The organism is Stenotrophomonas pictorum JCM 9942, assembly GCF_001310775.1.
Classification (GTDB): Bacteria; Pseudomonadota; Gammaproteobacteria; order Xanthomonadales; family Xanthomonadaceae; genus Stenotrophomonas; species Stenotrophomonas pictorum.
Genome location: NZ_BAZI01000029.1, coordinates 1 through 16,218, shown reverse-complemented (window position 1 = coordinate 16,218; position 16,218 = coordinate 1). Strand labels below are relative to the sequence as shown.

The 16,218-nt window shown below is 65.8% G+C and carries 10 protein-coding genes and 3 pseudogenes; 4 read left to right on the top strand and 9 right to left on the bottom strand.

The window, feature by feature from the left end:
* Positions 1–335 (top strand): beta/alpha barrel domain-containing protein (locus JCM9942_RS03335; RefSeq protein WP_484600184.1); only part of this gene is annotated, 335 nt, incomplete at its 5' end.
* Positions 336–438: 103 nt separating this feature from the next.
* On the opposite strand, the pseudogene JCM9942_RS03330 reads toward JCM9942_RS03335, so the two are convergent.
* From JCM9942_RS03330 to JCM9942_RS03295, 9 genes and pseudogenes are all read right to left on the bottom strand, one after another.
* A pseudogene (locus tag JCM9942_RS03330) lies at positions 439–3,584 on the bottom strand (discoidin domain-containing protein).
* Between the two features lie 20 nt (positions 3,585–3,604).
* Complete coding sequence (locus JCM9942_RS03325) at positions 3,605–4,456, bottom strand: carbohydrate ABC transporter permease (protein WP_054657622.1); 852 nt, start codon at positions 4,454–4,456, stop codon at positions 3,605–3,607.
* The gene (locus tag JCM9942_RS03320; RefSeq protein ID WP_054657620.1) at positions 4,453–5,334 is read right to left on the bottom strand and encodes a carbohydrate ABC transporter permease; all 882 of its coding nucleotides are present in this window, start codon (positions 5,332–5,334) and stop codon (positions 4,453–4,455) included. The genes JCM9942_RS03325 and JCM9942_RS03320 overlap by 4 nt, the downstream gene beginning before the upstream one ends.
* Entirely contained in the window at positions 5,331–6,611 is a 1,281-nt protein-coding gene (locus JCM9942_RS03315) for a sugar ABC transporter substrate-binding protein (RefSeq protein ID WP_484600186.1), read from the bottom strand. Before JCM9942_RS03315 ends, JCM9942_RS03320 begins: the two co-directional genes overlap by 4 nt.
* Positions 6,612–6,622: 11 nt before the next feature.
* Complete coding sequence (locus JCM9942_RS03310) at positions 6,623–8,245, bottom strand: glucoamylase family protein (RefSeq protein WP_054657624.1); 1,623 nt, start codon at positions 8,243–8,245, stop codon at positions 6,623–6,625.
* 112 nt (positions 8,246–8,357) lie between these two features.
* Positions 8,358–11,340 (bottom strand): annotated as a pseudogene (locus JCM9942_RS03305) (TonB-dependent receptor).
* A 52-nt stretch (positions 11,341–11,392) separates the two neighbouring features.
* Positions 11,393–12,445: a LacI family DNA-binding transcriptional regulator gene (locus JCM9942_RS03300; protein WP_054657615.1), complete on the bottom strand. Its 1,053-nt coding sequence runs from the start codon at positions 12,443–12,445 to the stop codon at positions 11,393–11,395.
* A gap of 166 nt (positions 12,446–12,611) precedes the next feature.
* Positions 12,612–12,872, bottom strand: a pseudogene (locus JCM9942_RS18070) (BolA family protein); the annotation flags it as partial.
* Entirely contained in the window at positions 12,869–13,168 is a 300-nt protein-coding gene (locus tag JCM9942_RS03295; RefSeq protein WP_054657613.1) for a YciI family protein, read from the bottom strand. The gene JCM9942_RS03295 and the pseudogene JCM9942_RS18070, both read right to left, overlap by 4 nt.
* 350 nt (positions 13,169–13,518) lie before the next feature.
* Between JCM9942_RS03295 and JCM9942_RS03290 the strand changes: the two genes are divergently transcribed.
* The 3 genes from JCM9942_RS03290 to rluB form a co-directional block, all read left to right on the top strand.
* On the top strand, positions 13,519–14,421 hold the full coding sequence (locus JCM9942_RS03290) for a segregation and condensation protein A (protein WP_054657609.1): 903 nt from the start codon (positions 13,519–13,521) through the stop codon (positions 14,419–14,421).
* Between the two features lie 16 nt (positions 14,422–14,437).
* The gene (gene scpB, locus JCM9942_RS03285; protein WP_054657607.1) at positions 14,438–15,289 is read left to right on the top strand and encodes an SMC-Scp complex subunit ScpB; all 852 of its coding nucleotides are present in this window, start codon (positions 14,438–14,440) and stop codon (positions 15,287–15,289) included.
* The coding region (rluB, locus tag JCM9942_RS03280) for a 23S rRNA pseudouridine(2605) synthase RluB (protein WP_157722752.1) at positions 15,282–16,218 on the top strand (937 nt) is incomplete at its 3' end. The genes scpB and rluB, both read left to right, overlap by 8 nt.

Sequence of the window (16,218 nt, the reverse complement as noted above, 5' to 3'; positions counted from 1 at the left end):
CGGTCGTGCCCGGCGCGGCCTCCCCGACCGAACTGCTGACGCTGGTCGCGCGCGGCTTCCGCATCTGCAAGCTGTTCCCGGCCACCGCCGTGGGCGGGCTGGCGATGATCAAGGGCGTGGCCGGACCGATCCCGGAACTGAAGCTGTGCCCCACCGGCGGCATCACCGAAGCCACCGCCGGCGACTACCTGTCGCAGAAGAACGTGGTCTGCATCGGCGGCTCGTGGATGGTCCAGGACAGCTGGATCCGCGCCGGCCAGTGGGATGAGGTCAAGCGCTCAGCCGCTGCCGCGGCGGAAATCGTCCGTACCGCGCGCGCTGCCCGCGCCGGCTGATTTTCTGAAAGTACGGCGGGAATCCCCCTCTCCTTTCCCGCCGGCTGCCTGCGCCTCGCCTGCGAGGCGCAGTTTTTATTTGCGCAGACCGCTCCGGCCCACCTCAGAGGCGTGAGCGCTCATCGCGCCGCACCTGCGCCGGCATGTCGATCTCGACCTTGGCCGGCACGCTGCCGATCCGCAGCTCCCTGCCCGACCACGGTACCGACTCGCCATTGATCATGGCCGCCCCCGGCTCACCCTCGTAGGGCCACGGCAACACCAGCCCGCCGGGCGGAAGCTGCAGGCCATCGGCCACCTGCAAGGTCAAGCGACGCTCGCTGCGGATCAGGCTGAATTTCAAGGGGCCATGCGCGGTATGCAGGCCCTCAATGGCAATGCCCTTGCCGGACAACCAGGCCACCGGCACCCCGGCGGCCAGCACGATCGACTCGTCCAGCTCACGCTCGTAGGCGAACATGTCCAGCGCCGAACGCACGAAGTCCGACGCCACCCAGGCATGCGGCAGGTCGCCGACAAAGAACGGCTCGCGCGGCGTGCGTGACACCACCTCGGCCCACTGGTTCCAGCCGGCCGGCGCACGATCCTTGAAGAAGTATTCGCTGGCCTGCTGGGCCCGTTCGCGCCAGCCCAGGCGCACGAACGCCCCGACATTGCGCCATTCGTAGGGCGTGTAGTCCTTCCAGTCGCGCTTGCCGTCACGGCGGGCGAGGAATTGCTGCCAGTAGCGCTCGAAAGTGTTGTCCAGCGCCGGTTGCGGCAGCCGCCCCTGCTCGCCGCCCGGCGCCAGCGCGATCGTGGTCGAAGTCGGATCGAAGTCGCCCAGTTCCACCGAACCGGGCAGATAGTCGATGCGATGGGCCTTCATGGTTTCCAGCAGCGACTGCTGCAGGTCCTGCTGGAACTGGTCGCGCGACTCGGCCATCGCCAGCGCCTCGGTCTCCAGTCCCAGCGCCACCGCCATCGCCATCGCCGCCGCGTCCTTGTAACCGCGCAGCGCCCAGAAACCGTCCCAGTATGAATGCACCGGCTTGGCCGAATAGCCTTCGTGGCTGATCGAGGCCGGCATCATGCCGTAGAAGCCCGGATGTCGCGCGCGGTTCTCCTCGGTCCGCTCGCCCAGGCGAAGGTCTTCCATATACCCCCAGGCAGCCAGCACATGCGGCCACATGCGCTCGAGGAAAGCGCGGTCGCCGGTATGCCGCCAGTACTCGGCGATGGTGTAGATCAGCTCGCCATGGCTGTCGTTCTCCGGCACCGGATCACTGCCGCGCGCATCCACACAGCACGGCACCATGCCGTTGTCGAACTGGTAGGACGCATACCAGTCCACATAGCTGCGTACCGCGTCACTGCGGCCCATGCGCAGCAGGCCTTCGGAAATCATCGCGCCATCGCGGATCCAGCTGCGCGCATACGAGCGCGTGCCCGGCTGCAGGCTTGAACCGACGCGGGAGATCAGCATGTGCGCCAGCGCCGTGCGCAAGGTGTCGGCCAGCGGTTGGCCTGCGGCAGGCAGCTGCAGCCGCACCTGGTCCAGTTTCTGCCGCCACATCGTGGCGACCTGCTTTTGCGCCTTGTCCGCATCGAACGCCGCCGGCATCTGCCAGGCGCCCCGCTGCGGCAGCACCAGTGCCACTTCGCGGCTCTGCCCCGGCTCCAGCTTCCACGTGTAGAGCATCGCGCCGGACGCCAGGCCGGTGCCGTCACGCACCTCGCGGGTCGGCGGCAGACTTTTGCCGGCCAAGTGGGTGACCTCCAGCTTGCTGTCGAAGGCGCTGGCAAACTCGGCATCGGGCTTGAGCGTGGCAAATGCCTGCAGCGTGCCATTGACGCTGACCTTGCCGTCCTGGATCGCCAATCGCTCGATCCGGCTTACGCCCCCCACGGTGTTTAGGAACTGGCCGGGTGGATTGACCTGGAACGGACGCACGGCCAACGCCAAGGTGTAGTCGTGGGCGACCCTGTCCGGATTGTGCAGCCGGTAGCGGGCCACCAGCTGCGCCTGCTCGGGACGGCCTTGCACGAACCCGGTGACCGTCAGACCAAGCTGGTCATGCTGCCACTGCACCGAGGGAATGGGCAGATAGCCATCCTGCAGCTGCTGGCTGGCTTTCACGTCGGCCCAGCCCAGCGTCTTGCCATCGAGCACCACGAACGGCTCGATACTGAAGCCGGATTTGACCGCCTCCAGCGCGCCGTCCTCGCCCATCAGGGCCTGCTCGTGGCCCCCGTCCAGGCCCAGCAGGGTCCAGTACGGCTGCTCGCCACTGAAACCGCGCGGCAGCGCCCCTCGCGGCAGCTCCTGCGCCAGCGAGCGGATGAAATCGTTGGGCGTGGCCGCGAACGCCAGCGGCTTGAGGCTGATATCGCGGATGCCGTAGCGCCAACTGGGACCATCGACCAGGTCGAAACGCAGATAGCGCGCCTCCGTCTCCGGCAAGGCCAGCCAGTCGCGTCCGCCGCTCCGGCCACCACTTCGCGGATCTTCTGCCAGTCGCGTCCATCGCGCGAGGCCTGCACCACGTAGCGCGATGCCTCCAGCCCGGGGACCCACTGGATCACCGCGCCGCCAAACTCGCGCACCTTGCCCAGATCCAGGCTGATGGTCTGCTGTTTCACGCCGCCACTGATCCACACCGTATCGGGCTTGCCATCGGCGATCCGCTGCTGCAGCGCGGTGGCGGTATCGGCGATCACGCTCGTGGTCAGCGCCGAGGTGTCTTCCTTGGGCAGCACCTGCATCGTCAGCCGGTCGAAACACACCGTACCCTTGCCCCCGACCTTGCTGTAGAGGGTGAACTCCACCGCCGCGGTGCGCCGCAGGGTCTTGTCCTGGCCCGGGCCCCAGGCTTTTTCGATATGCCGTTTGCGATAGCTCACCTGGGTCCAGTCTTTCGGAAACACATAGCCGGGACGGTTGACCCACCACACGTTGTCGCCGCTGGCATCGATCAGCTTGAACTGCAGGTCGTTGGCCGGCGAATCGCCGCGCAGCATGAACGACACCTGGTAGTTCTCCGGCCAGGTCATTTCCAGTGGCCGGCGGATGCCCACATAACCGGAGACATCGTGGAAGTCGTAGTCCAGGCACAGCGCGCGACCGCTGCCGGCCATCACCGGCCGCAACGCGCCACTGACCTGGTTGGAGGTGATCAACTGCCACGCATTGACGTCATCGAACTTGGCCAGCACCCGCGCACCATTTTGCGCCTGCGCCGCGACCGCCAGACCCAGCCCCCCCACCATTGCGATGATTGCCGACCACTTCACCCTTTGACACTCCCGAGCAACAGCCCTTGTATGTAGTAACGCTGCAGCAGCAGGAACAGCAGCAGCACCGGCAGCACGGTCACCACCGCCCCTGCCATCATCATTTCCACGTCCATGATGTGCTCACGCGACAGCGACGCCAAGGCCACCGGCAGCGTGTAGTGCTCCTGGTCGGTCAATACGATCAACGGCCACATGAAATCGTTCCATGTGCCCATGAACGTGAATATCGCCAGCGTCACCAGCACCGGTTTGAGCATCGGCAGCACGATCTGGAAGAAGATCCGCGCCTCGCTGGCCCCATCGATACGCGCCGCTTCCAGCAGCTCATCGGGAATCGAGCGTGCGTACTGGCGCACAAGGAAAATTCCGAACACGCTGGCCAGTGCCGGAATCACCACGCCGGCAAACGTATTGACCAGGCCCAGCTGCTTCATCAGCAGGAACAGCGGCAGCATCGCCACCTGCGCGGGGATCACCAACGCGGCCAGCAGCAGCCGGAAGATCCGCTCCCGGCCGGCGAACCGCAGCTTGGCGAACGCATATCCGGCCAGCGTGTTGAACAGCAGCGAGCCCAACGTGATCGCAACCGATACCAGCAGACTGTTGAGGAAGTTGCCGCCCATGCCGGTACGCGCGAACAGCGCCCGGTAGTTGTCCAGCGTGGTCTGCGCAGGCAGCAGCGGTGGCGGAAACTGCGAGGCCTGACCGCTGGGCATGAATGACACCGACAGCATCCACGCCAGCGGCGCCAGGCTCACCACCGCCAGCACCGCCAGCCCGCCATTGATCCACAGCACATGCCAACGCGACTGCCCGATCTCGCGTCCGCTCCCGGTGTGACTCATACCAGCTCCCGGCGCTTGCCAAAGCGCAGCATCAGGGTGGTCAGCGCCAGAATGATCAGAAACAGCAGGAACGCCACCGCCGAGGCGCGCCCCAGGTTCCACCATTTGAAGCCTTCCTCGAACATGAAATACAGCACGCTCACCGTGCTCTGCAGCGGATCACCGCGGGTCATCACGTACGGCTCGGCGAACAGCTGGAAGTAGCCGGACACGGTGATCACGCCCACCACCAGCAGCACCGGCCCCAGCATCGGCAGGGTGATATGCAGGAACTGCTGCCAGCGCGAGGCACCATCGATGCGCGCGGCCTCGTACAGGTCCTTGGGAATCGCCTGCAGGCCGGCCAGAAAGATCACCATGTTGTAGCCGAAGTTCTTCCACACCGCGAAACCGATGATGGTCGGCATGGCCCAGCGCGGGTCGCCCAGCCAGTCCGCCGGATTGAGACCGATCTGCTCCAGCCCCCAGTTCACCAGCCCGTAGCGGGTATGGAACAGGTAGCGCCAGATCACCGCCACCGCCACCAGTGTGGTCACCACGGGTGCGAACAGCGCGGTGCGGAACAGGGCCTTGAACCGTGCGGCGGGCGCGTTGAGCAGCAGCGCCGCGCCCAGCGACAGTGCGATCGACAGCGGCACGCCCAGCAGCACGAAGTAGGCGGTATTGCCAAGCGACTTCCAGAAGATCGGCGTCCGCAACAGGTCGATGTAGTTGTCCAGGCCGGCGAAACGCAGGTTACGGGGATCGGCCAGCGCATACAGGTCGAAGTCGGTCAGGCTCAACGCCAGCGCCGACAGCACCGGCAGGCCGAAGAACACCCCGATGACGATCAGCGCCGGCGCGGCGAAGATCCAGCCCGCCAGTGAACGGCGCTTCATTGCCTTGCTCCGGCAGCCGCCTGGTCGGCATGCCGCTCCTGTATCCAGCGGCGCTTGGCCAGGATCTCATCGACCTGCTGATCCAGCTGCTCCACCGCCCGGTCCTGCCGCAACCCGCCCCGCACCACCTGCTCGGTCACCACCCGCATCTGCTGGGCGATGCGCTCCCATTCCAATACCTTGGGCGTGGGTTTGACGCGTTCCAGCTGGTCGGCGAACGCGGCAGTCAGCGGGTCGTTGACCAGCTCCGGCGATTGCCACGCGCTGCGACGCGGCGGCAGGTCGCCGATGATCGTGTAGAAGCGCTGCTGGATCTCCGGCCGCGACAGGAACTCGATGAGCTTCCACGCCGCCTCTTTTTTCTGTGAGGAACGGAACACCACCAGGCTGGTGCCGCCAGCGATGCCCGCGCCCGGGCCATGCGGTCCGGGCAATGGCGCGGTGCCCCATTCGCCCTCCAGCCCGGGAGGCTGGCGCTGGCGGAATTCGCGGATGTTCCATGGACCGGACAGATAGAACGCGGTAAAGCCGCGGAAGAACTCGTCCCAGACGTTGGAGATCTGCGTCTCGGACATCTTCGGCGCCCATCCCTGCGCGAACATGTTTTCGTAGAAGGCCAGCGTGCGCCGGAACCCGGGGCTGCGGAAATTGCCGCGGGTATCGCCCTCACGCAGCAGTGGATCGTGCTGCTGAAGGGCAAACGACAACTGGGGCTCGAACTCGTTCAACGGCATCAATACCGGATAGCCGCGATCGCCCATGAGCTTCTTCAGCGCGGCATTGACCTGCTCCCACTCGGCCCAGGTCCGCGGCGGATGGTCATAGCCGGCTTGCCGCAGCAGATCCTTGCGGTAGAACAGCAGCCGCGTATCCACGTACCACGGGATACCGGCCAGTTGGCCGTCGATGACATTGGTGTCCCAGATACCGGCGAAGTAGTCCGCAGGCTCCACCACCGTTGACGCCTCCACGTAGGACTGCAGCGGGGTCAGCGCCTGCAGCGTGGCGAATTCGGCAATCCAGGTATTGCCCAGCTGGCAGACATCCGGCAGACCCTCGGCGGCATAGGCGGTGAGCAGCTTCTCGTGCGCCGCGGTCCACGGGATGTTCTGCACCTCGACCCGGAGGCCGGGATTTTCCGCCTCGAACTCGCGGACCAGCTCGCCGACCACTTCGGCCTCGCGCCCCATCGCCCAGAAGCGCAGCGTGGTGTCCTGCTCGGGCCGCGCGCAGCCGGCCATCACCAGCAACAGCATCACGGCGGCCAGCCAGCGGATCATCGCGGTATTTAAGGCTGGTGCGGCTTGGACGCCGCCGGCTGATCGGCGGCGGCCTTCTGCGCTTCGGCGGCCGCCGCACGCGATTCGGCAATCCCGGAGGCGCGTGCCGAGGCGGCCTGTTCGTCCTTCTGCAGCGGCTGGCTATCGCCTTCCGGCGCCAGCCAGCCCCCACTGAAACCGGCACGTTCCAGTCCTTTGCGGATGTAGGGGTTCTTCTTCATCACGTTCCAGACGAACTCGTCACGGTAGTTGGCGATACCCGTCAGGATCGGCCCCTGATCGATGGCGATGTAATCGCTGGCGACCCAGCCACGACCCGGAATCAGGCGCCCGGTTTTGAGCGGGATATCGTAGTTGAAGCTGGGGTTGAACGAATCCAGAAAGCCATAGCTGGAATACAGATAATCCCCATAACGCTGGTGCATCGCCACCGTTGCCGGAATCACCACCTCCGGCGCGAACGGCAGCGAGGAAATCGCCGCCGACGGCACGATGGTGCCATCGTCGAAATTCTCGCGCAGACCGGCGCCACGGGCCGAATAGTGGCGGAACTGGCGCTGCTCGCCGCGGTATTCCTGGGTGGTGTTCTGCGGGCCGTCGCCCGCGGTCAGCCCCCACACGTTCTCGCCGTAGTCCTTCCATTGCATCGGGTTGGTGATGGCGTACTCGCGCTGGGCCAGTGTCGCCCGGCGGCTGTTGAGGAAGTAGTCGATGCCGCGCTCGCGCATGTAGGCATCCTGGATGTCGCGGAAATCGATCCAGACGTGGCTGTACTGGTGCCCGAACAACGGGCCGAAGGACAGATACTCCTGGCCCTGGAACACGCCCCAGTCGTTGTCGTAGGTGCGCGCCCATACCGTCCAGGCATCCGGCCCGACCGGATGGGTCGGCGAACCCAGCGCCAGCACGTACAGCATCATCGCCTCGTTGTAGCCCATCCAGTCGTGTTCGATGAAGCCGCTCTCGGGAAACCAGCCCATCGACACCAGCGGCTTGTTGCGCTGCAGCCACTGCCAGTCGGTACGCCGGTAGATCGTGTCGGCGATCTGCCGGATCTCCTTCTCGCGCGCGTCGTCACCGTCGTAGTAGGACTGCGCGAACAGCACGCCCATCAGCAGCAGCGCGGTATCGACGCTGGAAAGCTCCACCCAGCTGTCGTAGCGGCGGCCTTCCTGCATGTCCAGGAAGTGGTAGTAAAAGCCCTTGTAGGCGCCTTTGCCGGTGCGCTGCGGGCCCGAAGGCAGATCACGGAAGAACTTCAACGTGAGCAAGGTGCGGTCGATCGCCTGGTTGCGGCTGATCCAGCCGTTCTCGATACCGATCGGATAGGCGGTCAGCGCGAAGCCGACCGAGGCGATGGAGGCGAACGGCCGCGACGGGTAGCGGTCCGGTGTCAGCCCGTTCTGCTCGTTGGTGGTGTCCCAGAAATACTGGAAGGTGCGTCGCTCGATATCGTCGAACAGCGGCGGCAGCTCGGGCTTCATCGGCCGCGGCGGCAGGTCGGCCTCGATCAGGATCACCTGCGGCAATACCTTGGGCATCGGCGGCTCCGGCGCTTTGCCACATCCAGCCAGCAGCACCAGCCCGAAACCGGCGACAACGCTACACAGCAACGGGATCAGGCGCGGCATGCTCAAGGCAACATCCAGATGAAGAGGAGTCAGGCCGCCACGATCCCGCGACGGAACAGGTGACGCATGTGCGAAAGGTCCCGGCCGCCATGACAGCGGCCGGGATCCGCACTTACCAGTCCAGTCCGAAAGACAGCTTGAAGGTGCGGGTGCCGCCGACGATGCCGTCCTGATGGCGGCCAAAGTTCACATTGGCTCGTTCGGACCGCCGTACCAGTCGTCATAGCCATCCCAGTTGGTCCAGTCGAACACATTGAGCAGGTCCGCCCGTACCCGCAGCTTCAGCGAAGTACCCGTATCCCATTCCTTGCTGGCGGCCAGATCGAAGCGCTTGTAGCCGATGCTGCCATTGGCTGGTAGGGATCGATGAAGCAGTCGTCCCAGCCTGGCAGGCAGTTGGTGGCATTGCGGTATTTGGTGGACTCCAGCGTCAGCTTGCCCGACAGGGTGACGCCCCAGCCCGCATCCCAGATGCCGGTGCTCACCAGCCGGTGCTCGGGCACGCCGCGCGCCGGCAACCAGCCGTAGTAACCGGTATTGGGGTACTCGAACATGTCGATCCAGCCATCGGCATTGGTGTTCTGGCGGCCACGGGTATAGGTGTAGGCCACCGTCGCGCCCCAGCGCGAGGCGGCATTGAACGGCTTGTCCAGCTTCAGCAGCACCGACTTGGTCTTGGTCTCGTACATGTTGTCCAGCAGGACGATGCGGCCAAACGGCGGATCGAAGCCCCACGGCGTGCCCCAGGTCCCGCCGGGTGGCAGGAACGAGCCGTCCGGCCGGCGATTGCCCAGGCGCGCGGTGATGCCATCGTGACTGCGGACGTAGGACAGCGTCACCTCGCTGTACCAGGTCTGCGCACCCAGCTCGAACGCATTGCGCATGCCCAGGCTGAACTGGTCCGAGTACGGCACCTTCAGGTCGTTGTTGTTCAACCACCACTCGCGTGGCAGGTCGACGGTTGCGGCCAGCTGGTCCAGCGCGCCGGGATTCAGGTAGCCCGGATCCCAGGCCACGCAATCGTTGCCAGGGCGGCGGCAGAGGCCGTCGGCATCGGTGAAATAGAAGTTGTAGCGGCCAAACGAGGTGCGGTTGGTCTCGATCTGCAGGTAGTCGAACAGGTTGCGGTCATAGGCACGGCCGGCACCGCCAAAGATCACGTGGCGCTGGTCGGCATTGAGGTCGTAGGAGAAGCCCAGACGGGGCTGCCAGGCGCCCTTGAACGCATCACGGTTCTTGCCGGTGGAGAGGTAGTCATCTGGGTTCCAGTCGGCATTCTGGAAATTGGGATAGTTGCGGATGTCGTTCGCCAGCGCCGCCGGCGTGACGAAATCCTCATAGTTCGGGGTGGTCTCATAGTCCCAGCGCACGCCGTAATTCACGGTCAGGTGCTCGTTGACCTCCCAGTCGTCCTGGATGTAGACGCCGAACTGCTTGTTGGCCGAGGTGGTGAAACCGCCCGAGGTGCCCGGATCACCGGTGGCGAACTCGACCCGATACGGCTGGTCGATGCCGGTCGCCAGGTCATAGTAGAACTGCGGATTGGAGTAGTTGCGCTCCACCGCGTTGACGTCGACCGCCTTGTACTTCACGCCCATCTTCACGGTGTGGTTCTGCCAGCCGGTGAAGGTGAAATCGTTCTGGATCGACCAGCCCTTCTGCCCCTTGTCCTGGTTGTTGGGGCTGGCGCCGGTGTTGATGATCGTGCCCAGGTTGAGCCGGTCAGTGGCGGTCGGCTGGGAGATGTTGAGGATGTAGCCGTTGCCGTCGAAGGTCGGCTGCGGTGCCCACGACAGGTCCTCGTAGGTCAGATGCGCATCGTTGAGCCAGGTGTCGGCACTGTATTGCCAGCGCAGGTCGTAGCGGTTGACCTCGTTGTGGTTGATCGTGGCCCGCTGCGCGGTGTTCTGGTCACCCACACCGATGCGCTCGTCTTCTTTGCGTACCTGCGCGGACAGTTCGACCAGGTTGCGGTCATCCGGCGTCCAGGTCAGCTTGCCGAAGTACATGTCCTGGGTGAACGGCGAGGCGGCCGGGCCGATCTGGTCGCGGATATCAGCCGGGATATCGGCCAGGTCATAGCGCCCCTGCGCGCCCAGACTCACCGTCTTGGGCGTGCTGTACTCCTTGGCCTCATAGGCGACAAAGAAGTTCAGGCGATCCTGGACGATCGGGCCACCGAAGGAGACACCGTACTGCTCCTCCTTCGAGGGCACTTTCTTGCCGCCGGCTTTCTCTTCGGCCGGGGTCGCGGTGCGCCAGTCGGTGGAGGTGCGGTCCCAGAAGAAGCTCCCCTCGAACTCGTTGCTACCCGAGCGCGTGGCCGCCACCACCGCGGCGCTGCTGATCTGGTCGAACTCGGCCTTGTAGTTGGAGGTGATGACCTTGTACTCGCCGATGGCCGACTGCGGGAACGGATTGCCGCGGGTCGAGTCCTGTCCACCCACGCCACCGGGCAGGGTGTAGCCCTTCTGGCCGACGCCATCGATATACACATTGATGCCGCTGCTGCCCTGCGCGCCGGAACGCAACTTGGTGTTGCCGGCCGCATCCTGGGTGAACTGCATGCCCGGCACGGTATCGGCAAAGGCCAGGAAGTTGCGGGTGCCCTGTGGCAGCGCTTCGATCTGCTTGCGGGTGATGTAAGTGGCCACTTCCGAGGTGCGGGTTTCAACCGGACTGGCCACCACCTGCACAGTATCCAGCGTGGTCGCCGTCCCGCCGGCGGCGGTTTCGGCGACGCCGCCCACGCCCAGATCCAGCGTGGCCGTCTGTCCCACCTGCACGGTGATGTTCTGGCTGCTGCGCTTGCCGCCGGCCTCGACATCCAGCCGGTAGGTGCCCGGCGGCAGGCCGGCCAGCGAATACCCCCCACTGGCGGTGCTCTGCACACTGCGGCTCAGGCCGGTCGCCAGGTTTGTGGCGGTGATCTGCGCCTGTGCGGCCGGGGCGGAATCCACCATCACCTGGCCTCGGATCGTGGCGCTGGTGCTTTGCGCGAAGGCCGGCGCGGCACCCAGTAGCAGGCAGCTGGCCAGGGCGCAGCTGAGCAATCTGCGTGGGGGATGCGAGGTGCGAGGGGGGTGGCTTGTCATGAGGGGGGTTTCTCCGTGGACGGCGGGCAGGCAGTGCTATCCGCGCGATTCGTTAATCGGATATCCCTGCGCCAGGCGCCGGGCTTGAAGGACTTCGTGCAGCGGTGGAATCACGCACGACCAGGGTTGGAACCAGCGTCACGCCGGGCGTTGTGTCCAACGCGCCATCGCTGTCGATCAATTGCAACAGGTGCAACATCGCCCGCTCGCCCAATTCAGCAATACTCACCTGCATCGTGGTCAATGAAGGGTGAACAAAACGCGCCAGCGGGATGTCGTCAAACCCGGCCAGCGCCACCTGATCCGGCACACGGATACCCGCCTGTGCAAGCGCATACAGGCACCCCAGCGCCATCATGTCGTTGGCGGCAAAGATCGCATCGGGCAGCCGCGCGCCACGCAACAGCTCCAGGCCGGCGCGATGTCCGGAGGCTTCGTCAAAGTTGCCCGGCAACTCGATGGCCTCGGCGCCGGCACCGAACGCGGCCATCGCCTCGCGGAATCCGCGCAGGCGCTCGCGCGCATCGTGATTGTTCTGCGGCCCGGCAATGAACGCGATGCGGCGGTATCCGGCTCCCAGCAGGTAGCGGGTCATGGCCAGCGCCCCGGCGTGGTTGTCGATGGTGAAAGCGGGATATCCGCCTTCCGGCAGCGGGGTGTTGATCAGTACGGTCGGCAGCGCCGGCGGCAGGTTGTCGACCAGGAAATCCGAATCCACCGCGTACGGGGACAGCACCACAAGGCCATCGACCCGGCCACGCATGGCCTGCAATGCCGCCGCCTGCTGCTGTTGGTCGCCGTGGTAGCTGGACACCAGCAGATGGCGGTTGCGCGCACGCGCCGCACCGTCGATACCGCGCATCAGTTCGGAAAAGAACTCGCCGTGCAGGTCGGGCAACACCACGCCCAGGGTCTGGGTACTACGGCTGCTCAGACTGCGCGCCGCCGCATGGGGCGCGTAGCGCAGCCGTCGGGCGGCCTCCAGCACCCGCTGGCGGACCGGCGCGGCGACGTTGGCATGACCGTTGAGCGCCCGTGACACGGTGGCGACCGAGACATCCGCCTCGCGGGCAACATCCTTGATGGTGATTGCCGACTGCGCCACCGCCCCACCCTCCGTCGACCCGGGTTGGGCGGAATGTAATCGTTTCCAGATCGGACTGTAAACCGTCCGTCATCGCCATCGAACATGAACAGGACAAGGGATGGCCGCCACAGGACAGCGACGCCCCACCCCCTGGTGCCGCCCTGATCGCGTCAGGGCGCCTCGTCGGGACTGTGCGCTTGATCGACAGCGCATGGATGTCGGTTTCCATCATCCCGCCCAGCGCGGCGTAGACCGCGCGGTGCCGGGCCAGCGGCGCTTTGCCCGCAAAGGCGGCACTGACGATATGCACATTGAAATGCCCGCGCCCGTCGCGCGCACCGGCGTGCCCGGCATGGCGATGGCTGTCGTCCTCGACCTCCAACAGTGGCGGGGCGAATGCTTCCTGGAGCGCCGCACGGATCCGTTCCACTCGGACCGCGTTCATGGCAGCACCTTCCTGAACGGACGCACTTCCACCCGCGCATAGACCCCGGCAGCGACATAGGGATCGGCATCGGCCCATTCCCGCGCGGCCTGCAGGTCGGTGAATTCGGCGATGACCACGCTGCCGCTGAAGCCCGCCGCCCCGGGGTCCTCGGCGTCAATGGCAGGACAGGGGCCGGCCAACAACAGCCTGCCCTGCGCCAACAGGGCCTGCAAACGCGCCAGATGGGCGGCGCGGGCGCCCATCCGGGCCTCCAGCACCTGCTCACCGTCATAGCCTTCAATCACGTACCACACGGGCTGCCTCGCTTTGTCCGCTGAATGGATTCCCGACCAGTCTAGCGTCACGGCGCTGGACATCGGCCGGTCCCGGCCATTACTCTTTGCACCATTGCACGCAGCCGGCCTGTCGCGGCTCGGTACGGCAGCAGGCCCCGCCCTCCTGTCGAACCGCCGATCCACAGCGCATCCCGGACCGCGTAGACGACCTCCTCGTGATGACGTTGCCGCAGACCTGCGGCGCGCCCAGTTGTTGATATGTGTACGCACGCCTGACTGGCGCGCATGGCTTGCAATATTGAGGGCGGCATCCTTTCCGGCAGGAACCGGGAATGTGTGCGGCTACTGCAACACCCGATGTCGACCTGATGACTGCCGAACTCGCGCACGACGCGAACCCGCCAACGCCGCCTCACTTTCCGCAGCAGCAGGAAATGCCGCTGGCGATGGTGCATGGGCAGCCGGTGCTGCAGATCCCACAGGACCTGTATATCCCGCCGGACGCGCTGGAAGTCATCCTGGATGCGTTTGAAGGCCCGCTGGACCTGCTGCTGTACCTGATCCGCCGGCAGAACCTGGACATCCTGGATATCCCGGTCGCCGAGATCACCAAGCAGTACGTGGAATACATCAACGTGATGCAGGAGCTGCGCTTCGAGCTGGCGGCCGAGTATCTGGTGATGGCCGCGATCCTGGCCGAAGTGAAGTCGCGGATGCTGCTGCCACGTCCGCCGGCCGAGGAAGGCGAGGAGGCCGATCCACGTGCCGAACTGGTACGCCGGCTGCAGGAGTACGAACGTTTCAAGCAGGCCGCCGAAGATATCGACGCCCTGCCCCGCCAGGACCGCGACACCGCCGTCGGCCATGCCTTCGTACCGGAGCGCGCCGCGGTGAAACTGCCGCCACCGGTGGAGCTGAAGGAAATGCTGATGGCGCTGCACGACGTACTCAAGCGCGCCGAGCTGTTCAGCGGTCATGCGATCAAGCGCGAGGCATTGAGCGTGCGGCAGCGCATGGGCGATGTGCTCAGCTATTTGGAAGATGGCAAGTTCTACCGTTTTGAGACCCTGTTCACCGCCGATGAAGGCAAGCTCGGCGTACTGGTCACCTTCCTGGCGTTGCTGGAACTGGCCAAGGAACAGCTGCTGGACATCGTGCAGGAAGCGCCACTGGCGCCGATCTACGTCAAATCCCTGGCCGCCGGCAACACCAACGCACCGCTGCAATTCTCCAGCGAGTTCGATGACGCCGACACCTCCGACCCCGCCTGAGCAACCGACCCGCCGCATGGATCAACCGCTGATCAACCGCATCGTCGAAGCCGCGCTGCTGGCCTCCCACCAGCCGGTGACGCTGTCGCAGCTGCAGAGCCTGTTCCCGGAAGACGAGCCGGCCCCGCCGGGCAGCGTGGAGCGGGCCCTGGAGCTGCTGGCCGAGGCCTGCAGCGGGCGCGGCGTGGAGCTGGTGGAGGTCGCCTCCGGCTTCCGCTACCAGATCACCGGCGAAGTCCACGGCTGGGTCTCGCGGCTGTGGACCGACCGCAAGACCCGCTACACCCGTGCCACCCTGGAAACGCTGGCACTGATCGCCTACCGCCAGCCGATCACCCGCGGCGAAATCGAGCAGGTGCGCGGCGTGGCGGTCAGCAGCAACATCATCCAGGCCCTGGAAGAGCGCGAGTGGATCCGCGTGATCGGCCATCGCGACGTGCCCGGCAAGCCGGCGCTGTTTGGCACCACCAAGGCCTTTCTGGACTATTTCGGACTCAAGCGCCTGGACGAACTGCCGCCGCTGTCCGAACTGCGCGAGCTGGGCGAGCTGGAGCCGCAACTGCCACTGGGCGAGGACGGCCAACCGGCCGCCCCGCTGACCGCAGGCGCGGCGGCCAACGATGACGCGGGCGCAGGCCAAGGCAGCAACACAGACACCGCCGTCGCCGCTGGATCTTCCGATTCGCCGGCGACCGCATCCGATACCGCCCTCACGGGCGAACCCGACGCCGCGCCGGGAGAGCGCGCGGCGGAAGTGGAAGACACCGAAAACAACGCCGTCGCGAAGACGACCGTGGCTGTTGACGAAGCCGATCCCGAACAACAGGCCGACGCGGAAAACGCCGGCCGGAGCCAAGTAGATGAGTGACACCCCCCGCAAACCGGCACTGAACAAGCTCTCGCTCAAGCGCGACGCCACTGCCGAACAGCCCAAACTTGAAGAGCGCCTGCACAAGGTGCTGGCGCAGGCCGGCCTCGGCTCGCGCCGGGCGCTGGAACAGCGCATCGCCGACGGTCTGGTCAAGGTCAATGGCGAAACCGCGCAGACCGGCATGTCGATCAAGAGCGGCGACAAGATCGAGCTCGATGGCCGCGGCTTTGTCGCCAGCGCCCTGACCGATCCCTCGCGCGTGCTGATCTACAACAAGCCCGAAGGCGAAGTGACCACACGCGAGGACCCGGAAGGCCGTCCGACCGTGTTCGAAGCGCTGCCGCCGCTCAAGGGCGCCCGCTGGATCGCCATCGGCCGCTTGGACATCAACACCACCGGCCTGTTGCTGCTGACCACCGACGGTGAGCTGGCCAACGCGATGATGCACCCGTCCTTCGAGGTCGAGCGCGAGTACGTGGTGCGCGTGCGCGCCCCGGAAGGCGAGGAGAAGGTGCCGGACAACATCGTCGACCGCCTCGCCCGTGGCGTGGCCCTGGAAGACGGCCCGGCCAAGTTCGACGAGATCGAGCGCATCGGCGGCACCGACTCGCACGACTGGTTCCGCGTGGTGGTCAAGGAAGGCCGCAACCGCGAAGTGCGCCGCCTGTGGGAATCGCAGGGCTGCCAGGTCAGCCGCCTCAAGCGCACCCGCTACGGCAAGATCGAGCTGCCGCGCGAACTGCTGCGCGGCCAGTCGGTGGAACTGGCCACGGCCCAGGTCAACACACTGCGCAACCACCTGCAGCTGGAAGAAGGCACCCCGTCGGCGCTGACCCTGCAGCCGGTGATCGGCCAGCGCCGCGCGGCCAAGACCACCGTGCGCGTGTCGCGCGATGGCGGCCGGGGCAACGCCTACGTCAACGGCC